The organism is Dokdonia sp. LLG6352-1 (assembly GCF_045055815.1).
Lineage (GTDB): Bacteria > Bacteroidota > Bacteroidia > Flavobacteriales > Flavobacteriaceae > Dokdonia > Dokdonia donghaensis.
Map to the genome: position 1 here is coordinate 1,439,924 of NZ_CP159329.1, position 20,762 is coordinate 1,460,685.

A 20,762-nucleotide genomic window follows, 5' to 3' on the forward strand; every position below is an offset into this window, starting at 1 on the left:
AGAGTACACCGGATTAAAATAAAGCAATATGAAAAAATGTTTTAACACTATATTTGTTGTGTCATTGCTCATTTTAACGCTGAGTACAGTTCAGTTAAATGCCCAGCAAGACGCACAGTATACACAGTATATGTATAATACGTTAAGTATTAATCCTGCTTATGCGGGTTCACGTGGTGGTGTTAGTGTGCTGGGTCTTCACAGAAGTCAGTGGGTTGGTCTTGACGGCGCACCTCGTACACAAACCGCTTCTATCCATTCTCCTATAGGAGACTCTCAGCGTGTAGGTTTAGGTCTTAATATCGTTCAAGATGATATTTTTATCACCAGTGAGACCTATGTAGACCTTGCCTTTAGTTACTCAATACCTACATCAGATATTGGTAAGCTTAGTTTCGGATTAAAAGGAGGGGTACACTTATTAGATGTAAACTATTCAGAGGCTTCGCCATTTCAGAATGGTGATGCGCTTATTCAGAATAATATAGACAACCAGTTTTCACCTCAAATAGGAGTGGGGTTATTTTATTCTACAGATCGTTTTTATGCTGGTTTAAGTGCTCCAAATTTATTGGAGACCGATCACTTTGATGATAGCCAAAACACGAACGATCCTAATGCTACTTATCTCGCTACCGAGCGTATTAACTACTACCTCACTTCGGGTTATGTTTTTGATATTACTCCAGACTTTAAGTTAAAACCTGCTGCTATTGCAAAGTGGGTATCTGGAGCGCCACTACAAGTAGATGTTACTGCAAATGCTTTATTATATGATAGATTAACCTTAGGTGCTGCTTATAGGTGGAGTGCTGCTTTAAGTGGTCTTGTAGGTTTTCAGGTGACAGATAGTTTAATGATAGGCTTTGCTTATGATCGTGAGACTACCGAGTTACAACAGTTTAACAACGGTAGTTACGAGGTGTTTTTAAGGTTTGAGATTTTAAAGAAACCTAAGCGTTTGATTTCCCCTAGATTCTTCTAATTAGATATATTAATATTTTTTTGCTTTCGCGAAAGCGTTAGTTTAAATAGAGCTGACTAAAATTATTTTGTATGAAACAAAGATTACTAAAGAGCTTACTAGCATCAATAATGTGTTTGCTGTGCTTTACTGTTACGGCACAAGAGGGTAAGGTACGGGAAGCGACTGAAAATTTTGATCAATATGCCTTTGTAGATGCTCGTAATTTATATTTACGAGTTGCAGAGAGGGGTTTTAGATCACCAGAGGTTTTAAAGAAACTAGGTGATGCTTATTATCTCACTGCCGATTATAAGCAGGCTGCAAAGTGGTATGGTGAACTTTTAGGTTCAGAAAGTGATACGCTTGTTGCAAATGCTGAGTATTACTTTAGATATGCTCAGTCTCTTAAGAGTATGAAGCGCTATGATCTGGCAGATACTCAAATGGATATTTTCAATAGGTTAAATGGAGATGATTCTCGAGCAGAGCGTTATGTAGCCGAGCGTGATTACCTTAAGGAAATCGAAGCACAGTCTGGTAGATATACCATTGGGAAGGTTTCTTTTAACAGTGAGCTTCAAGATTTTGGTCCTAGTTACTATGGTGAGGATCTTGTTTTTTCTTCAAATCGCGAAGTGGCTACTGGAGACTACATACACGATTGGAACGATCAACCTTTTTTAGATCTTTTTGTTGTAAGAGATACAGAGACTAATGATCCTACTATTAATCGTCTATCAGATGAGATAAATACTCCTTATCACGAGAGTACTTCTGTGTTTACAGAAAATGGAGATGTTGTTTATTTTACAAGAAATAACTATTCAAAGAAGACAAAGTTAAAGAGAGATGAGGATGGTACGACAAAGTTAAAGTTATATGTGAGTGAAAAATCTAATGATGGTTGGTCTGTTCCTGTAGAGCTTCCTTTTAATAGTGATGAGTTTTCTACTGCACACCCTGCTTTGAGTCCTGAAGAAGATATTTTATACTTTGCCTCAGATAGGCCTGGTACAAAAGGTTTAAGTGATTTATGGATGGTAACCATTAATGGGGATGGTAGTTATGGTGAGCCTGTAAATCTAGGCGATCGTATCAACACCGAGGGTAGAGAGACGTTTCCTTTTATCAGTTCAGATAACAAGCTTTTTTATGCTTCAGATGGGCATCTTGGTTTAGGAGGACTTGATATTTTTGTTAGTAAGTTAGACGCAGCTGGTAGTATAGGAGATTCTTACAATGTAGGTAAGCCTGTAAATAGTAGTGCAGATGATTTTGGGTTGATATTAAACGAGGAGCTTGGTACAGGTTATTTTGCCTCTAGCAGGGCTACAGGTCTTGGTAATGATGATATTTATAGTTTTGAGCGTAAACAAAAGTTGCTTACAGATTGTGCTCAGAATATTACAGGAGTTACAAAGGATGTAAAGACCGATAGGATACTTCCTCAAGCTACGGTAGAGTTACGCAATATTGCAAATGAAGTTGTAGGGACAAAAATAAGCGACAATGCGGGACGTTTTAGTTTTCCAGATGTAGATTGTAATACATCATACATAGTACGTGCTAGTAAGTCTTTATATGAGCCAGCAGAGGCCATAGTCAACACCACATCAGAGGTAGGGCTGGTTTTAAGCAGAGATTTATACTTAAAACCACCATTAAAGATAGAGTTAGGAGACGATCTTGCAAAGACACTAGAGCTTAATCCTATCTACTTTGATTTTGATAAGCATAACATTCGTCCAGATGCCGCATTAGAGCTTGAGAAGGTTATCGCAGTAATGAGGGAGTACCCAAGTCTAAAAATTGATGTAAGATCACATACAGATAGTAGAGCTCCAGATGCTTATAATATGAGTTTATCTCAACGTAGAAATGTATCTACAATACGATACATAGTAGATCAAGGAGGTATTAGTATGTCACGACTTACTGGCAGGGGATATGGAGAGACCCAACTTACTAATGCTTGTGGGAATGGTATAGAATGTACAGAAGAGGAGCACCAACTTAACAGAAGGTCTGAATTTATTATAGTGACAAAATAAAGGTCATTTATACTTAATTAAAAAAGCCTCGCTCAGAAATGAGCGAGGCTTTTTTAATGGGTAGTGTTTACCTAGTCTAGTTAATTATTTTAAAGTTTTACGTCGTTATTGCTTATAGATTAATCCATCTTTCATAACAAAAGAGACACTTTCTGTGGTTGCTATGTTTTGTGTAGGGTCATCATCTGTAGCTATAATGTCTGCGAGGTAGCCTGGGGCTAGTACACCTAGTTTACCTTCCATATCTAGAAGTTTCCCGTTTGTAATAGTTGCAGATTGTATTGAAAACATAGGGCTCCATCCATAATCTACCATATATCTAAACTCTTTTGCATTCTCACCGTGAGGAAATACGCCTGCATCTGTCCCAAAAGCAATATTTACTCCAGATTTTGCAACCATTGTAAATGTCTTTTTAAGTGTTGTATTTACCTTTTCAATTTTAGGTATGATGATGTCTGGGTAGTAACCTTTTACTTTAGCCTTGGCAGCGACGTACTTTCCTGCAGATAAGGTGGGTACGAGATAGGTGTTGTGTTTTTTCATAAGCTGCACCGTTTCTTCATCCATAAATGAGCCGTGCTCAATGGTCTGTACACCCGCTTTAATAGCACGTTGCATACCTTCTTTACCGTGTGCGTGCGCAGCTACGTGCATTCCGTACTCCTTTGCAGTGCGTACAATCTCATCTACCTCTTCTTGTCTAAATTGTGGGTTATCACCATTTTTACTCACACTAAGAACACCTCCGGTGGCTGTGATTTTTATAAGGTCAGCGCCATTCTTATAGCGTTGTCTTACCGCCTTTCTTGCGTCATCTACACTGTTTATAACACCTTGGGCTGGGCCAGGGTCGCCCATATTTACCTTTTTAAAACCATTAGTAGGATCTGCGTGGCCTCCTGTGGTTCCTATGGCCTTTTCGGCAGTATAAATACGAGGGCCTCGAGTGGTTCCTGAGTTAATGGCGTTTCTTAAAGATACATTTACTCCAGAGCCGCCTAGATCTCTTACTGTTGTAAAGCCTGAGAGTAATGTTCTTTCTGCAATTTCGGCTGCTGTAAAGGCTACGTCTGCCTCATTCTTAGTAAAGGTCTCAAGATACTGTTTTGGGTTTGTCTCGCCTTCTATGTGCACGTGCATATCTATAAAGCCAGGCATTACCGTTTTGGTTTTAAGATCAATTATGCTTTGTCCAGCTTTCGCGGAAGCGTACCCCTTCTCAACACTCACAATTTGATTACCTAGTACGGTAATGGTTTGCTCTTTTAAAACCTTGCCATTTTGAGTATCTATTATTTTACCACAATGTAGTAACGTCTCTTGTGCAAAAGTGGTCATACTCACTAGGCAAGCAAGTAGAAAGGATAGCGTATGTTTCATAGATTATTTATTTACAAAGTCAATCACGGTTTTCGTTATAAAAGCAATCTGGTCGTCTTCTAGCTCTGTGTGCATAGGTAGAGATATACAGTCTTTTACAATAGCATTAGTCACAGGGAAGTCTGCCTCATCATATCGCTCATCTTTATAAGCTTTCTGGCTGTGCAGTGGGATAGGGTAGTACACGCCGCAAGGTATCCCATTCTCATTAAGGTGTGCTACGAGAGCATCACGGTCTGTGTCTACTACACGTAGTGTATACTGGTGAAAAACGTGGCAATCACAACTATCACAAACTATAGGTGTAATAATCTTTTTATTACTCATAAAGGCTTCTGTATACTTGCGTGCAGCATCGCGTCTCGCTTTGTTATATGAGTCTAGATGTGGCAGTTTTGCTCTTAAAACTGCTGCTTGTATAGAGTCCAGTCTACTGTTTACCCCTACTACATCGTGGTGGTATCGTACGTACATACCGTGATTTACCACACCTCTTATGGTATGGGCAAGGTCATCGTCATTTGTAAATATTGCACCGCCATCACCATAGCAACCTAAGTTTTTTGAAGGAAAAAAAGATGTTGTACCTACGTGACCTATCCCTCCAGTTTTTGTTTTCTTACCATCACGGCCTGTGTAGTTTGAACCTATACCTTGTGCGTTATCTTCTATAACAAAGAGGTTGTGTTCTTTTGCTAGATCCATAATAGCATCCATATTTGCTGCTCTACCAAAAAGGTGAACAGGCACAATAGCCTTTGTTTTTGGTGTGATAGCTCTCTTAATAGCTTCAATGTCGATATTAAAATCTACCGGGTCAACATCTACAAGAACCGGAGTAAGTTTTAAAAGGGCAATCACCTCTACAGTTGCTGCAAAAGTAAAATCTGCCGTGATGACCTCATCTCCTTGTTCTAAGCCTAGACCCATTAGAGCGATTTGAAGTGCATCAGTACCATTTGCACACGGTATAACGTGCTTTACGCCTAGATACGCTTCCAGTTCGGTTTGAAAGCTTTTTACTTCAGGTCCATTTATAAAGGCAGTGTTTGCAATTACCTCTGCAATGCTGCTGTCTACTTGTTCTTTTATAGTCGCGTATTGGCCTTTAAGATCGACCATTTGTATTTTTTTCATTAGATATGGGAGAAAGGCAAGTGACCTTTCTACAGAGTGGTATTTTAATAAAAAGCGTTGATTTTACAGAAAACAAAAATACAAAATCTCCATCTCCTACTCAGACCTATTTAATTACAAAGTGTATTTTTGACCTATGCACACACTGTATTCTTTATTAATGAGGTTAGTCCAGGCTGTATTACCGCTTGCTGGAAATTTTAATAAAAAGCTTCAAAAGTCTATTACAGGTAGAAAGGATACTATTAAGATTTTAAATGCGGAACTCATACCTACAAAGAAAACGTTGTGGATGCACGCCGCTTCCCTAGGAGAATATGAGCAGGGGGTACCTATATTAAAGGCCCTTGCTGAGCACTATCCAGACCACCAGTTGGTGATAAGCTTCTTCTCTCCCTCTGGATATGAAATAAAGAAAAATAACGCTTTCGCGAAAGCGACGATCTACCTACCACTAGACACCACATCAAACGTTAGTACCTACTTAGATACCATAAAACCAGAGGCAGTTTTTTTTGTTAAGTATGAATTCTGGCCTAACTACCTAAGAGAGCTACAACGCCGAAAGATTAGAACCTTTTTGATTTCTGGGGTCTTTAGGCAAAGTCAACCTTTTTTTAAACCTTATGGTAAATGGATGATCAAATCATTAGAGAGTTTTGAGCATTTCTTTTTACAAGATCAAAACTCTGCCGAAGCTTTAGAAAAGCTAGGATTTCAAAATTATACAATAAGTGGAGATACTCGTTTTGACAGAGTGAGCCAGCAGCTTACAATGGATAATACACTTGATTTTGTTTCACAATTTAAGAATGATAATCTCTGTGTGGTATGCGGAAGCACTTGGCCAGAAGATGATAAATTAATTATAGACTACATAAACAATCACGAAGGCAAGGCCAAATTTATTATCGCTCCACACGAGATTAAAGAAGAAAAAATATCAGCATTTATAGGAGCTTGTACCGCTAGAGTCGCGCGTTACTCTACAATGGATATAAATACTTTAAAAGATTATGATGTACTTATAGTTGATACGATAGGACTTCTTACTAAAATCTATAGTTATGCAGATGTAGCTTATGTAGGCGGTGCTATGGGGAATACAGGATTACATAATATTTTAGAACCGGCGACCTTTGGAGTGCCTATTCTTATAGGTCCTCATTTTAATAAATTTCCCGAGGCAAAAATACTCCAGCAGCTTGCTGGATTATATGCGGTTGCGAGTCAAGATCAATTTGACGAGCGACTCAATAAACTACTCAGTGATGACAAGTTTAGAGCTCAGACAGGTATGATTGCAGGGCATTTTATAAATAGTAATACTGGGGCTACGCGAGCTGTAATAGACTATATCAAAGACAGCAATTAAGTAAGCACAGATACGGCTTCTCTCAAGTATCTTCTAAAAGGGAGCATCTCTTTATACATTTCAATAAGTAGTGCGTCAAAATCTTTTGATAAAACTTGCTTTCGCGAAAGCGTAGTCTCCACTGCAAATGTTTTATACCTAAGTAAGTCAATATGGGGGTGGTCTTTAGAAAAACCCTTTGGTGCGGTTTTTAGTTTATCTTGACCCCATAGGTTTCCAAATGCTTTTATAAAGCTAGGTTTTTCTAATATAGCTTTGAGTTCTTCGCCGTTATAATCTATCGCATCGCGTATACTATCTAGAATTTCTTTTTTAGGCTTCCAGTAACCACCGGCTACAAGATTATGTTTGAGACCTATCTCAATGTAAAAATCCCCTTGCTTAGTTCTTTGATCCAGTCCTGCGCCTATATGGTCTTTGTAAATAGGCTTGTTAGGGTGAAACATTAGATTGTTATTGATACGGTTTATAGCCTTTTTACCAGGTGTATCGAAATACGCTTCATCTATCTCCGCCAGCTTCGCATTAAGTTTGTTAAGCCAGTTTATATGGTTGTCTCTAATATGATGATACTCTTTGCGATGAGCATCCATCCACTCTTTGGAGTTGTTTTGTTGAAGTTTTTCGAGAAAGTCGTAGGTATCTTGAAAGTTCATTTTTACTTTAAAATTAACAGTTTTAGGTAATATAGAAAGTATGAGGGATAAATGTTAACGTAACTTTAGAGCTTATTGGTAAAGCTTTGTGCGTGAAGCCTTATTAATCAATCTACATTTGTAGTACACTAAACCAATATGATTATGAAAACATTAAAAATAGGAGCAATTGCTCTAGGTATTATGGCTGTATCATTAACCTCTTGTAAAGAGAAGAAAACAGAAGCAGAGCAGGCTATAGAAGAAGCAAAAGAAAATGCCGCTGAGATAAAAGAAAAAAATACAGACGACGGTTATAAATTAAAAACAGAAAATGCAAACGGTTCTGAGACCAAAGTAAAGGTAGATGAAGATGGAGAGGTTAAAATTAAAACAGATTATTAGTCTGTTTTGTAACGGCACGTAAAAAGGATAATACAAGTTATTGTATTATCCTTTTTTTATGCTTTAAATTCTGTCATCTGCGCTTTGAGTTCAAGCATAGACTGTTGTAGCTCTTTAAGTAGGCTGTTACTACTACCTTCATCTAGATTAAAAGTGAGCTTACTATTTACTTGCCATATTTCTTGTATGTCGCTTACGGTAACCTCATAGGGTGCATAATCTTCATTGCTTGATATAAGAAGTACGCGCGATGAATCTGGAAGTTTTTGTAGTTTTTTTACCACAACAGCATCTTGCATAACAATGACATATACTTTATTATCACTAGCATACTCAAGACTTTCTACACCCTTTGCAAGTACCCAGTCTTCTGGTCTAAAGTTAGGGAGCATACTGTCGCCCTCTACTTGAAAACCTCTGTAAGTAGCATTACGGTATTGAGGTATAGGGAAGTCAAAGGCAGGCAGGTTTTGATACCACTCTACATCTGCAATATTATTAGGATAACCCGCAGCGGCTTTTTGATTTACTAAAACCATATTTTCATTATCCTCCTTATCTACTATGACAACCTTAGGACTTATGTCTCCTTTATCTGGGTTAAGGTGCTTCTGGTTACTGTAACCGTAAATCCATAGTGGGTTTATTTGAAAAAGGCGCAGTAGCTCTGTAATAACTTGGCCAGAGAGTTTTGTACGGCCGCGCTCTATATCTGCAGTACTATTTTTTATGCCTAATTTTTCGGCAAACTCTGCTTGTGTGAAGTCGTGATCTTCACGCACTTCTTTAAATCTACGTATTTCTGAAGGTAAATCATTTGTTCCCATACGGTAAATGTATGAAAATTAGGAATATTTCCAAATAAAAATTATTTTATCTAAAAACATCTTTTTCAGCACTTTGGACGTATAAAGAACATAACATTTTAAAAACAAGTGTTGTATAAGGCAGATTGTCGATGTATTTGTGTTTTTTATCGGTTAAAGATTGTAGTAAATATCTAATATTGCTGATTAAATGTGAAATTATGTTAAATTTGCACCTCACAACTATCTAAACAAATTTCTATTATGAAAAAATTATTATTAAATGTTGCTGCACTAGCCCTTATCGTAGGAGCAGTTTCTTGTAGAGAAGTACAAGAAAAAGCAAATGAAGCTGGAAACGCTGTTGAAAATGCTGCAAATGATGCTGCAAACGCAACTGGTGATGCTGTAAACAGTGCTGGTGATGCTCTTGAGAGCGCTGGTAACTCTGTAAAAGATGCTGCAAATAACGCTGCAAACGCTGCAGGAGATGCTGTAGATGCAACAGGAAACGCTATCGAAAACGCTGCAGATGCAACAGTAGAGGGAGCTAAAGATGCTGCAAATGCAACTAAGGATGCTGCAAACAACGCTATTGATGCAACTAAAGATGCTGCAAACAATGCTGTAGACGCAACAAAAGACGCTGCAAATAACGCTGCAAATGCAACAAAAGATGCTGCAAACGGAGCTGTAGATAAAGTAAAGAAGGCGACAGGTCACTAAGAAGACACTTAACCATCATAAATAAAAAAACCAGCCTAACAGCTGGTTTTTTTTTATGTTGTAAAATAGAGTAATACTATTCAGGTAGTATAGCGCTACTTGCAGCTACATCTCTGTTTATTTTTCTCATAAGGCCTTGTAACACTTTACCAGGACCTACTTCTATAAACTCTGTACCACCATCTGCAATCATTTGCTGTATGGTTTGTGTCCATCTTACTGGAGCGGTAAGTTGTGCTATTAAGTTTGCCTGTATTTGGCTAGCATCTGTTATAGCGCTAGCAGTTACATTCTGGTATATAGGGCATATAGGTTTTGTAAACTTGGTTGCCTCTATAGCCGCGGCTAGTTCTTCTCTAGCTGGCTCCATCATAGGTGAGTGAAAAGCTCCTCCTACAGGAAGCACAAGCGCTCTACGTGCACCTTTTTCTTTCATAGTCTCACAGGCTTTATTTATGGCTTCTATCTCTCCAGATATTACAAGCTGGCCTGGACAATTATAATTTGCGGCTACCACAACTCCTGGTGTTTGCTCACACACCTCTTCTACCACTGCGTCTTCTAGACCTAATACGGCTGCCATAGTAGATGGCTGTAGCTCACAAGCTTTTTGCATAGCCTGTGCACGCTGGCTCACAAGCTTTAATCCATCTTCAAAACTTAATGCGCCACTTGCTACAAGGGCAGAAAATTCTCCTAGTGAGTGACCAGCTACCATTGCCGGTGCAAAATCTGTCATAACAGATTTAAGTGCTATAGAATGTATAAAGATAGCCGGCTGTGTTACTTTAGTTTCTTTAAGATCCTCTGCAGTTCCTTCAAACATTACATCAGTAATATTAAAACCTAAAATATCATTTGCCTTTAAAAAAAGATCTTGAGCATCTGGGTATTTTTCAAAAATGTCTAATCCCATTCCTGAGAACTGAGCACCTTGACCTGGAAATATATATGCTTTCATAAATTTATATTCGTTAGTAGGTGCAAAAGTACAAAATGAGAGAGACTCAATGAGGAGATATACGCTTTCGCGAAAGCGTACTAAAAACTACGTATAAGTTCTTTACTCTACTTTCTCTTCCAGCTTTGAAAAGTAAAGCCGCTTTTATGTTTGTCATCTACATCGTGAAAGGTACTGTTTACAAGTTGCCACTCACTCTCTGGTATTTCTGGAAAAAACGCATCTGCCGCATACTCGTTATGTACTCGGGTAAGTTCTATATGGGTGGCATATGGCATACCTAGTTTATAAATCTCGCCACCGCCTATAATAAATGTGTGAGCCTCTTGCTTACAATATGCCAGCGCATCTTCTAGGGAATGCACAACGGTAGCACCTGGTGCGTTGTATTGCTTATCTCTTGTAATGACTACGTGTGTTCTATTAGGTAGCGGTTTTGGGAAAGACTCCCAGGTTTTACGCCCCATAATAATATGGTGACCTGTGGTGAGTTTTTTAAAATGACGAAAATCATCTGGAAGATGCCAGGGTATATCGCCATTTTTACCCAGTGCATTATTTTCGGCAGCTGCTGCTATCATTGTTATCATAGGGGAGTATTCTGGTTGTCTAGTGAGGTGTTTGGGTCTGTTAAGATTGGACTTTTTTTTTCTGGTAACGGGTGTGATACTTGCACACTCTCTTCTAGCTCTGCGATGCGTAGTTTTTGTTTGGCTACGAGTCTGTCTAGGTGTTTTTGTTCCCACTCCTTATTCATAAACTTGCTCATTACAATGACGTTTATGAGATGTATGAGAAAGAAAAATGTCCATATAAGAATTGCCCATACAAACCAAGGAGTCTCAAAAGGTTTAAACTCTTCACCCACATTAAGCACTTGATTAATTACAATAAGAAGTATTGCTCCTGCTAGAAAAGCTACAAAATGCCTGTAGAGGTTTTTCTTTTGCCTTACGCGAGCTTGAGCGTTTTCTATAAGTTCTTTTTGAACTGGGTCTATAGATGTTGTTGTTTTCTTTGAGAATAGTGCCATAAAATGCGACCTTTATATGATCATATAAAATTAGCCTTTTAGAACGTCATTTTAAAAATAGCTTATGAAAAATTTTGCCAAACTCTTCCCAATCCTGAGTCAGTACACCTATCTCAATACACCTTCTTCTGGTTTACTCTCTGTGCTCGTGATGGAGTGGAGGCAAGAACACGATCTTGATTTCTTAGTACAAGGAAGCTTGCTCAAAGAAAATCAAGGTAAAATATTAGGGTCTGTGCGTGAGAAGGTAGGCAAGCTTTTTTCTTGCGAGGCAAATAGAGTAGCCCTTGTTCCTAATTTTTCATACGGTTTTAATACGCTACTTGAAGGGATTAAAAAACACAAAAAGGTACTGCTGTTAGAAGGAGATTACCCATCTATAAACTGGCCTTTTGAGAGTAGAGATTTTGATGTCAAGTACACCCAGATTAGTCCTAATCTTGAGGAGGTGGTTGCACAAGCTTTTAAGAAAGATACGCCAGATATTTTTGCATTCTCACTTGTGCAGTGGCTGGATGGTTTAAAAATAAACCAAGGGTTTCTTAAAGAGTTAAAAGCGCTATATCCTGATACATTATTTCTTGCAGATGCTACACAGTATGTAGGTACAGAGGTGTTTGATTTTGATAACTCTGCACTAGATGCTATGGGGGCGAGCACCTACAAGTGGATGAATGCTGGGTATGGTAATGGTTTTTTCTTGTTTAAAGAAAGTATTGTAGATCGTGTAGCGCCTAGCACAACAGGTTTTAATTCTATACAAGGAAAGTATAAGCCTCAAGAAGGTAACTTTTTGGGTCGTTTTGAGCCGGGACACCAAGACACGCTCAATTATGGAAGCCTAGGTGTAGCAATAGATGTTATAAATCAACTTGGTATGGGGCTTATAGATAAGAGAATTAAGGATATAAATCTGAAAGCCAAAGAGATGTTTTTAGAAAATGGACTTCTTTCAAAAGCAATTGCAGAGCGCGAGAGTCACGGTGCATTTTTTAATATAACAGGAGATGATAAAACTATCATAAAACTAAAAAACCAAGATATACTTACGATGGTGCGAGGAGAAGGCGTGCGGGTAGGTTTTCATTACTTTAATACAGAAGATGATCTAGCACATTTACTTAAAGCTATCAAGTCATAATCGATTTGTTTTGTGGTTTTTACTGTAAATTTTACGTGAGTGACGTGTTAATTAATCATCATAAAATCAATTTATGATGCCTTCAAACGTTTTCGATTTACTAGATATCAATTTTAAGAGGTGCAATATTATTAAATCGTGAATAATGAGCTCAATAGTCTGATTATCTGTTTTTTATAACGTGCTAATCCTATCTTTGTACTTTATCAAAAACAAAGAATTATGGCGCTTACTAAGAAATTTTTAAAAACAAAGCCTGTTTGTAAAGTAACCTTTGCGATTGCTGCTGCAGATGCAGATACGGTTGCCGTAGCAGGTGATTTTAATAACTGGGATACCACAACACCTCTTAAAAAACTTAAGAACGGAACCTTTAAAGGTACCTTTGATATCCCTACAGAAAAGTCATACGAGTTTAAATATGTAGTAGATGGAGAGTGGGTAAATGAAGAAGCTGCAGATGGTTACCAATGGAATGATTATGCCGCTGCCGAAAACAGCGTTTTAGAATTATAACGTTAAGTTTTCCCCCAACTTATAGTGCAAAAAGCCATTTTCGGTTAGAAAATGGCTTTTTTTTATTACAAAATAAGATTACTCTACTACCTCGACACCACGCCAGAAGGCAACCCTATTCTCTATACTTTTTGCTAGCTCACTTACTTCTGGATAGTACCAAGCGGCATCAGTATTTTCTTTTCCATTCACCTCTATTGAGTAATATGATGCCTTCCCTTTCCAGGGGCAGGTACTGTGTAAATCACTAGATTTAAAATATTCTTTCTTTATAGCATCGTGCGGAAAATAGTGATTATTTTCTATCACTATCGTATCGTCACTTTCTGCTATTACTTCGTTGTTCCATATTGCTTTCATAATTCTTTTTTTTTAGATGTTGTTACGCTTTCGCGAAAGCGTACTCTTATTTCTTTTCAAATAAATAGTTCTTGTAATATCCCTTACTATCTGCAAAGTCGTTTATAATATTAAGCCCAGACTCATTTGCAAGCCACTCTACAATGCTGTCGTCATACTTCTGGCTTATCTCTGTATGTATGGTCTCCCAGGCATTAAAGTGTACATCAAGATCTAGAGCGTTAATACGTACATCTTGATCTTGCTTACTCACGAGATAGCTCTTTGCAGTTCCTGTTTCTGGATCGTAAACCTCCCAGTGTTTAAACTGGTCTGGATTAAAAGTACCATCCATCTCATCATTAATGCGGTGCAGTAGGTTTTTATTAAAAGCAGCGGTAATACCATCTGGGTCATTATAAGCATCAAGTATCACCTGCGGATTCTTTTTTTGGTCAAACCCCATAAAAAGTAAATCTCCCGGGCTCATTGCTTTCTGAATATTTGATAAAAAGTCTATAGCCTGCGGGTGTAAAAGGTTCCCTATGTTTGAGCCTAGTACTACAATTACTTTTTTACGAGAGTTGTAATTTGCTAGCCCTTCTAGTACGTCAAAATAGGTGCCCTGTTGTGGTTTTATATCTACTTGCGGTAAATCGATATTCATACTTTCTTCTAGACCGTCTAGCGCATTCTGACTGATGTCTATAGGGAGGTAAGTAAAAGTGTCTCCGCGAGTTACTAGGTGTTCTAGTAAAATCTTTGTTTTCTTCCCGTCACCAGCCCCTAGTTCTATAAGCTCAAAGCCGCTTTTACTTGTAAAAGCTTGTGCAATGGCAGTTTTATGTGTTTCAAAAATTTCATACTCACAATCTGTGAGGTAATAGCTAGGCATTGCCATAATGTCTTGAAAGAGCTTGTCTCCCTTCTTATCATAAATAAATTTTGAAGAAAGATATTTTGGAAATGCCGTAAGCCCTTCTTCAACTTCTTTATGAAATGCGGTTGCTATGGTTGGTTTAATTTGTGTCATATATGTAATGGTCGTGTAGTGTGGTAATAACTTACTATTATTTTGCTAGGCGTAGTCCTGTAAATTGCCATCGCAATCCAGTTTGAAAAAAGTTGCGATAGGTGTGTCGTGAATGTCTACTTGGTGTTGCCACGGAGCCACCTCTTAAGACCTTCTGGTTTACCATAAACTTACCATTATATTCTCCCAGTGCTCCCTCTTCTTTTTTATAGCCAGGGTAGGGTAGGTAGGCGCTCTCTGTCCACTCCCAGCGGTCTCCCCAGTCTAGATGTTTACTTGCTACTTCCCACTCAAATTCTGTAGGTAAGCGTAGACCTTTGTATTGTGCATAAGCAAATGCCTCGTAGTATGAGATATGAGCTAGAGAGGCACTCTTGTCTATTTCTTGTAAGCCTTTTTCTAGTGTGTAGTGATACCATTTATCACCTACTTTATGCCAGTACATAGGACATTCTATATTGTTTTTTTGAACCCAGTCCCAGCCTTCGGCGTGCCAGAGTAATGTTTTATTATATCCTCCAGCTTCTATAAAAGCTATCCACTCACCGTTTGTTACAAGAGTATTAGATATTGCATAGTCGTGTAGGTATACTTTATGACGCCCCAGCTCATTATCATAGCAAAAATCTGTAGTGTTATGTCCTATTTCATATACACCTTCGGTTATATGGGTCCATTGAGATTGTGGGATTTCTTTTACGCTTTCGCGAAAGCTAATATCTCCTCCGTAAACAGGCATAAGTGGGTTGTTGCCTAGTATATATTTTATATCTGTAGCGAGTAGCTCTTGGTGTTGTTTCTCGTGATGTATGCCTATGGTAAGTAACTTAGTCACCTCTGCCGAAACGTCTCCTTCTAGAAGATCCTTAAGGGCCTCTGTCACATATTTTCTGTAAGCATATACTTGATCTACCGTGGGTCTGGATAGATTACCTCTGTCTGTGCGCACAACACGCTTACCCACACTCTCATAATAGCTGTTAAAAACAAAAGCAAAGTCATCGCTAAAAAGTGTGTAACCTTCTTTATGATGTTTTAGAATAAACTCTTCAAAAAACCACGTAGTGTGACCTAGGTGCCACTTAGGTGGCGAGACATCTACTATGGGTTGTACAACATAGTCTTCTATCTCAAGTGGTTTACACAGGCGCTCTGTGTGCTGTCGAGTTTCAAGAAAAAACTCAAGTAAATTTTCTGTAACAATCATAGCGGTGACAATTATAAGTCACATAAAGTTACGGGTTTTTAAGTGTGTGTAAAATTTTATGACCTCATTTGGCAAAATGTTAATATTTAGGTTAAATGATACACCAAGTTTAATCGAGTAGGTAGGTAGTATTAATAGGTGATGGGTATTGTATATTCTGCAGCTACTTTTTTACCTCCTAGTTCTCCAGGTTTAATTTCTGGAATAGATAAGATGACTTTTTTGGCCAGTTCTTTTATTTCTGGTATTCCTCCCTTTATACTTCGTATTCTAATAGACCCATCTTTTTGAACATAAAAGTTTACTGTAACCTTCTTATACTCTAGTTTTTCCATAAGATCGTATGGAATTTTAAAATTGGTCGCTATATGCTCACTTAAAGATTCGTCAAAACACCTTCTCAGTTTATATATATTCTCAAAATTACAGCCAGGCCAGATGGGAGGGCGCTCAAAGGCTTTTACACCGGCTTGCGAGCCGTAAAAATATTCTTTGCTGTCTGAGTAAGATTGTGCCTGTAAAGAGGTGGCACATACAAGTAGTACGAGTATAGATATCAAGCGATTCATAAATGTTGATTTGATGATGAGTGATAAATATATCTATTAAAGTAGGAGGATATGGAAAACACCGATAACTATTTACTATTGAGATAGCTATAAATGAAAAGAGGAGCAAAATCTCTTTTGCTCCTCGCTTTATAGTAATGTATGTTCTTACAGCCTTACAAAGTAAATGCAAGTTTAAGATCGCTATCCTTTTTTGTTCCTCCCATATTGCCGGGAATTACTTGAGGCATCATCATAATCACTCTTTTTACTTCTTTTTGTACTCCTGGAGACCCGCCTTTTACAGATCGTATCACAGGCTTACCTTCTTTGTTTATAAACATATCAATTGCCACCTTGCCTTTTACATAGTCTGATGGAAATTTAAAATTCTTAACAATATGTCCTGCTAGTTTCTGGCGTAAACAATTGTTTTTTTGATTGATAGACCCAGTACATCCTGGCCAGGTAGGTGGAACCTCTGCAACTTTAAGAGTTGTAGACTTTCTCATAGTCACGCCTTCTTGTGCGCTCATAGTTGTAAAAGCTGCAAAAAAAGCAAGGGCAAATAGTAATTTTTTCATTGTTGTAAGTAGGTTAATTTGAGGTTATACCGCAACAGCTCCTTTAATATGAGGATGCGGATTGTAATTTTCTAAAGTAAAGTCATCAAAAGTAAAGCCAAAGATGTCTTTTACCTCAGGATTTATTTTCAAAGTAGGTAAAGTACGAATTTCTCTTGATAATTGAAGTTCAACTTGTTCCATATGATTACTGTAAATATGTGCATCGCCAAAGGTGTGAATAAAATCTCCAGCCTCATAGCCACATACCTGCGCCATCATCATTGTAAATAGTGCGTAGCTAGCTATATTAAACGGAACTCCTAAAAAGATATCTGCACTGCGCTGGTATAGCTGGCAACTTAGCTTTCCATCTGCTACATAAAATTGAAAAAATGCGTGACAAGGAGGTAGGGCAGCCTTACCATTTGCAACATTTTCAGAAAAAGAAACAGAGGTATCTGGCATTACAGAAGGATTCCAAGCGCTTACCAGCATCCTGCGGCTATTAGGATTTTTTTTAAGTGTCTCTACAATATCTTTAATCTGGTCTATCTCGTCACCATTCCAGTTGCGCCACTGGTAACCATAAACGGGACCTAGGTCTCCATTCTCATCTGCCCACTCATTCCAGATGCGCACACCATTTTCTTGTAAATACTTCACGTTAGTATCACCTTGTAAAAACCATAAAAGCTCATAGATGATAGATTTAAGGTGTAGCTTTTTTGTAGTAACCATCGGGAAGCCTTCTGAGAGGTCAAAACGCATTTGATACCCAAATACACTTTTTGTTCCTGTACCGGTGCGATCGCCTTTAAAGTTACCTTCGGCGAGTACGTGCTTCATTAAGTCGTGATACTGTTTCATACATCTAGTTTACTAAGTGATAATTGTAAGGTGCTTATGCTGGTGGTGATTACGCTTTCGCGAAAGCGTAAAAAGTCTTTTGCAAAGTTTAAGCAAAATAAAAACACCTACCATTTTCTACAACGAAAGGTGTTTCTACTTATTATGAGTTATTAACGTACGGGTTATTTACCGCCTAGTGAGGCGCGATCTTCTGAGCGTTCTAGCCTGCGCTGTATTTTTTTTATCGCAGACTCTATAGATTTTTCTGGTTCAATCACATTGTATGTTCCCCAGAATTCTGGATCACCAAAACCTAGGTTTTGATCTGCCATAATGATATATTCATCTATCTCATCATCACCTTCCCAAGAGGCATTTGCTGGGGCGAGTTGCCAGTCTGTAACAGCCATCTCACAAGAGAGTGTATAGATGGATTTAAAAAAGCGTCGCTTTTTCTTTACCTCAAATGAGAGATCTGCTTTGCTATATCCATAAACCCACCTGCCATTTTTCTCGCGATAATTAACTTCATAAGAAATGTTGCGTGGTTTTATTTTTACATTACTAGGCTTGCGACGCACAAACATTTCATTCACCTCGTCTGTATTATCAAGTTTGAGCGCATAGGTTGCTTTTACAAGTGCGAGGCTGGTGGCTCCTATATATAAATTACCTTCATATAAGGGTGTAAGTACTTCCCCGCGTTGCTTAAAACGTATGACAAATACATTCTCACCATTAATTTCTGATACTTTGCCAAATCTGAAGGTGTAAGCATCCATCGTTTCTGGGCTAAAGATATATTCTGGATACTTCATTACGTCTACATATAATGTGCTAAAAGGGCCTCCTTGTAGTTTAAGGGCGATGGTGTCTAGCTTAGAGTAATCTGTGTCTTTTCTAGATTTTACAAGTCTTATTTGATCCTTCTTGCTGTTTGCATTAGGTTGCTTATAGATGTTTACAACGGCTTCTGCCAGCGATGCGTTTTTACTGCGTTTTTTTATGGTCTCTCTATAAAATGCAGTCATTACGGTCTCATTACCTAGATAATTATCTTTTCTTTTATTGAGTACTTTTTTTACAAGGGCCTTTGCATCTGTGTAGGCAACAAGATTTGCTGGATCAAGATTTATGATGCTATAATCGAGTTTAATTTTGAGTGGCTTTTTGAGATTTTCTGGTAATAGAATAATCTTTTCATTAAAGCCAAGCGCGGTAATTTTAAGCTGCTTATTTGCGTCTTTCGCTGGTATTTTTAAAGCAAACTCACCTTCATTATTTGATACAGTGCTTAGGTTAGTTCCCATAAGAGTAACGGTTGCCTTAGCGATTTCATCTTTGGACTCAGATTCGGCTATTTTTCCTTTTACTTCTATATAGTTTGTGATTTTTTGGGCATAGGTACTTGGTGTAAATGCAAGTATTAGGCATAGTGCAAGTAGCCACGAGAGCTGGCTAGTTAGCTGTTTTTTGTGCGTTTTCATAAGCGGTTTTTTTAGTATGCAATCTATTCTACCCCATTAAGATACGACAAAAATTGATGTAGGTAGTACACTTTTGTCGGGTGTTGTAAAGATTGCTTTCACCCAGTAGATAGTTTTGCTTAATAAACGTGGGTGTGACTGATTGCGCTTTCGCGAAAGCGTAAAAAATCTAAAAAAAGAGTGGTGCTAGATATTGACTACCCTATAATCATACCAGCAATGGTTGCAGATATAAGTGAAGCTATAGAACCTCCTATAAGTGCTTTAAGACCAAAACGTGATAATTGCGTGCGCTGCCCTGGAGCTAGAGACCCTATACCACCTATCTGAATACCTATTGAGGCAAAGTTTGCAAATCCACAAAGCATATATGTTGCCATTATGATAGACTTCTCATAGTTGAGGTGTACAACGTTTGTGGTGTCTTTAAGCTCTGCAAGCTGTATGTAACCTACAAACTCGCTGGCTGCTAGTTTTATACCTAGTAGTTGTCCCATCATCGTTGTGTCTTCACTAGCTACACCTATAAGCCACATAAGTGGTGCAAAGATGGTTCCTAAAATAGCTTCTAGTGATAGTTGTGGGTATGCAGAGTGTGTAGCTATCCAGCCGTTAAGTGTCGTGATTTCACCTATCCAGCCTAGTAGGCCATTTGCCATTGCTATAAATGCTACAAAAACAAGAAGCATAGCCCCTACATTTACAGCGAGTCTTAATCCTTCTGTTGTTCCGTTTGCAATAGCATCAAGTACGTTTGCTCCTATCTTATCGTTTGAAACGGTTACATCTGTATTTACTTCTTCTGTCTGGGGGTATAATATTTTTGATATTACAATTGCTCCTGGTGCCGCCATTACAGAGGCTGCAAGTAGGTGCTTTGCAAAAATAAGTCTAAGCGCTTCGTCTTCACCACCTAAGAAACCTATGTATGCCGCAAGTACTGCCCCAGCAACTGTAGCCATACCTCCTATCATTACAAGTAAGATTTCTGACTTGTTCATTTTTTCTAAGTATGCCTTTATAAGAAGCGGTGCTTCTGTCTGGCCTAAAAAGATGTTACCCGCTACACTCAAACTTTCTGCTCCAGAGATACCTAAGAGCTTTGATAGTAACCACCCAAAGGCTTTTACAACCTTCTGTATTATTCCAAAGTAGTACATCACAGAGGTAAGTGCAGAAAAGAATATAATAGTAGGTAATACTTGAAAAGCAAATATGTACCCAAAAGTTGAGGTGTCACTTACGAGACCTTGAAATAGGAAATCACTCCCGGCAAGCGTAAATTCCAGTATGCTTACAAAGATGCTCCCTATAAAGTCAAAAATGCTTTCTACAAAAGGGACTTTGAGTACACAAACAGCTATAATAAGCTGGAATGCGAGACCTAGCCCTACTGTTTTCCAGTTTATCGCTTTGCGATTACTACTAAATAACACAGCAATGATAATAAGGGTAATCATACCCAAAACACCACGACCAAAACTCTCAAAGGTAAAACCTTGTGAAGGGATAACATCTACAATAGCCTGTGATTGCTCCTGCGCAAATGTTGTAAGTGAACTCATTAATACTAATAGGGTGAGTAGTAGCTTGCGCA

The 20,762-nt window shown here is 38.2% G+C and carries 22 protein-coding genes; 7 read left to right on the forward strand and 15 right to left on the reverse strand.

Going from position 1 to position 20,762, the window contains the following annotated elements; translation table 11 throughout:
* Nucleotides 1-28 precede the first annotated feature (28 nt).
* Entirely contained in the window at nt 29-985 is a 957-nt protein-coding gene (locus ABVM49_RS06380; protein WP_021778014.1) for a type IX secretion system membrane protein PorP/SprF, read from the forward strand.
* A gap of 71 nt (nt 986-1,056) precedes the next feature.
* Nucleotides 1,057-3,018, forward strand: coding sequence for an OmpA family protein (locus ABVM49_RS06385; protein WP_405203515.1), 1,962 nt, complete (start codon nt 1,057-1,059; stop codon nt 3,016-3,018).
* 105 nt (nt 3,019-3,123) lie between these two features.
* Here ABVM49_RS06385 and ABVM49_RS06390 read toward each other — a convergent pair whose 3' ends face one another.
* Both ABVM49_RS06390 and ABVM49_RS06395 read right to left on the reverse strand, forming a co-directional pair.
* On the reverse strand, nt 3,124-4,401 hold the full coding sequence (locus ABVM49_RS06390) for an amidohydrolase family protein (protein ID WP_405203516.1): 1,278 nt from the start codon (nt 4,399-4,401) through the stop codon (nt 3,124-3,126).
* Between the two features lie 3 nt (nt 4,402-4,404).
* Nucleotides 4,405-5,538, reverse strand: a complete 1,134-nt coding sequence (locus ABVM49_RS06395; protein WP_405203517.1) for a DegT/DnrJ/EryC1/StrS family aminotransferase — start codon at nt 5,536-5,538, stop codon at nt 4,405-4,407.
* 160 nt (nt 5,539-5,698) lie between these two features.
* On the opposite strand from ABVM49_RS06395, the gene ABVM49_RS06400 reads away from it, so the two are divergent.
* Entirely contained in the window at nt 5,699-6,913 is a 1,215-nt protein-coding gene (locus tag ABVM49_RS06400) for a 3-deoxy-D-manno-octulosonic acid transferase (protein ID WP_405203518.1), read from the forward strand.
* Here ABVM49_RS06400 and ABVM49_RS06405 read toward each other — a convergent pair.
* Nucleotides 6,910-7,569, reverse strand: coding sequence for a DUF2461 domain-containing protein (locus ABVM49_RS06405; protein ID WP_405203519.1), 660 nt, complete (start codon nt 7,567-7,569; stop codon nt 6,910-6,912). The genes ABVM49_RS06400 and ABVM49_RS06405 overlap by 4 nt on opposite strands.
* A 144-nt stretch (nt 7,570-7,713) precedes the next feature.
* Here ABVM49_RS06405 and ABVM49_RS06410 point away from each other — a divergent pair, with 144 nt between their 5' ends.
* On the forward strand, nt 7,714-7,953 hold the full coding sequence (locus ABVM49_RS06410) for a hypothetical protein (RefSeq protein ID WP_405203520.1): 240 nt from the start codon (nt 7,714-7,716) through the stop codon (nt 7,951-7,953).
* Nucleotides 7,954-8,009: 56 nt separating this feature from the next.
* On the opposite strand, the gene ABVM49_RS06415 is transcribed toward ABVM49_RS06410, so the two are convergent.
* Nucleotides 8,010-8,780 (reverse strand): helix-turn-helix transcriptional regulator, encoded by a 771-nt coding sequence (locus tag ABVM49_RS06415; RefSeq protein ID WP_405203521.1) that lies wholly within the window; start codon nt 8,778-8,780, stop codon nt 8,010-8,012.
* A 243-nt stretch (nt 8,781-9,023) separates the two neighbouring features.
* Between ABVM49_RS06415 and ABVM49_RS06420 the strand changes: the two genes are divergently transcribed.
* On the forward strand, nt 9,024-9,485 hold the full coding sequence (locus ABVM49_RS06420; protein ID WP_405203522.1) for a hypothetical protein: 462 nt from the start codon (nt 9,024-9,026) through the stop codon (nt 9,483-9,485).
* Nucleotides 9,486-9,561: 76 nt separating this feature from the next.
* On the opposite strand, the gene fabD is transcribed toward ABVM49_RS06420, so the two are convergent.
* The 3 genes from fabD to ABVM49_RS06435 all read right to left on the reverse strand — a co-directional run bounded on the left by fabD (nt 9,562) and on the right by ABVM49_RS06435 (nt 11,479).
* Entirely contained in the window at nt 9,562-10,446 is an 885-nt protein-coding gene (fabD, locus tag ABVM49_RS06425) for an ACP S-malonyltransferase (RefSeq protein ID WP_405203523.1), read from the reverse strand.
* 107 nt (nt 10,447-10,553) lie between these two features.
* Nucleotides 10,554-11,036: a dihydrofolate reductase gene (locus tag ABVM49_RS06430; protein WP_405203524.1), complete on the reverse strand. Its 483-nt coding sequence runs from the start codon at nt 11,034-11,036 to the stop codon at nt 10,554-10,556.
* The gene (locus ABVM49_RS06435) at nt 11,033-11,479 is read right to left on the reverse strand and encodes a 2TM domain-containing protein (protein ID WP_298353866.1); all 447 of its coding nucleotides are present in this window, start codon (nt 11,477-11,479) and stop codon (nt 11,033-11,035) included. Before ABVM49_RS06435 ends, ABVM49_RS06430 begins: the two co-directional genes overlap by 4 nt.
* A gap of 64 nt (nt 11,480-11,543) precedes the next feature.
* Between ABVM49_RS06435 and ABVM49_RS06440 the strand changes: the two genes are divergently transcribed.
* Both ABVM49_RS06440 and ABVM49_RS06445 read left to right on the forward strand, forming a co-directional pair.
* Nucleotides 11,544-12,620 (forward strand): aminotransferase class V-fold PLP-dependent enzyme, encoded by a 1,077-nt coding sequence (locus ABVM49_RS06440; protein ID WP_405203525.1) that lies wholly within the window; start codon nt 11,544-11,546, stop codon nt 12,618-12,620.
* Between the two features lie 222 nt (nt 12,621-12,842).
* On the forward strand, nt 12,843-13,136 hold the full coding sequence (locus tag ABVM49_RS06445; protein ID WP_405203526.1) for an isoamylase early set domain-containing protein: 294 nt from the start codon (nt 12,843-12,845) through the stop codon (nt 13,134-13,136).
* Between the two features lie 78 nt (nt 13,137-13,214).
* Here the strand turns inward: ABVM49_RS06445 and ABVM49_RS06450 are convergent, their stop codons facing one another.
* The 8 genes from ABVM49_RS06450 to ABVM49_RS06485 form a co-directional block, all read right to left on the reverse strand.
* Nucleotides 13,215-13,496, reverse strand: coding sequence for a DUF427 domain-containing protein (locus ABVM49_RS06450; RefSeq protein WP_375253015.1), 282 nt, complete (start codon nt 13,494-13,496; stop codon nt 13,215-13,217).
* A gap of 46 nt (nt 13,497-13,542) precedes the next feature.
* Nucleotides 13,543-14,508 (reverse strand): L-histidine N(alpha)-methyltransferase, encoded by a 966-nt coding sequence (locus tag ABVM49_RS06455; RefSeq protein WP_405203527.1) that lies wholly within the window; start codon nt 14,506-14,508, stop codon nt 13,543-13,545.
* Nucleotides 14,509-14,545: 37 nt separating this feature from the next.
* The gene (egtB, locus tag ABVM49_RS06460; RefSeq protein ID WP_405203528.1) at nt 14,546-15,715 is read right to left on the reverse strand and encodes an ergothioneine biosynthesis protein EgtB; all 1,170 of its coding nucleotides are present in this window, start codon (nt 15,713-15,715) and stop codon (nt 14,546-14,548) included.
* 131 nt (nt 15,716-15,846) lie between these two features.
* Nucleotides 15,847-16,284, reverse strand: coding sequence for a hypothetical protein (locus ABVM49_RS06465; RefSeq protein ID WP_375253018.1), 438 nt, complete (start codon nt 16,282-16,284; stop codon nt 15,847-15,849).
* A gap of 155 nt (nt 16,285-16,439) precedes the next feature.
* Nucleotides 16,440-16,847 (reverse strand): energy transducer TonB, encoded by a 408-nt coding sequence (locus tag ABVM49_RS06470; protein WP_299150370.1) that lies wholly within the window; start codon nt 16,845-16,847, stop codon nt 16,440-16,442.
* Nucleotides 16,848-16,871: 24 nt separating this feature from the next.
* Nucleotides 16,872-17,696, reverse strand: a complete 825-nt coding sequence (locus ABVM49_RS06475) for a thymidylate synthase (RefSeq protein WP_021778031.1) — start codon at nt 17,694-17,696, stop codon at nt 16,872-16,874.
* A 164-nt stretch (nt 17,697-17,860) separates the two neighbouring features.
* Entirely contained in the window at nt 17,861-19,165 is a 1,305-nt protein-coding gene (locus ABVM49_RS06480; RefSeq protein WP_405203529.1) for a carboxypeptidase-like regulatory domain-containing protein, read from the reverse strand.
* Between the two features lie 197 nt (nt 19,166-19,362).
* Nucleotides 19,363-20,730: a NupC/NupG family nucleoside CNT transporter gene (locus tag ABVM49_RS06485; RefSeq protein ID WP_405203663.1), complete on the reverse strand. Its 1,368-nt coding sequence runs from the start codon at nt 20,728-20,730 to the stop codon at nt 19,363-19,365.
* Nucleotides 20,731-20,762 lie beyond the last annotated feature (32 nt).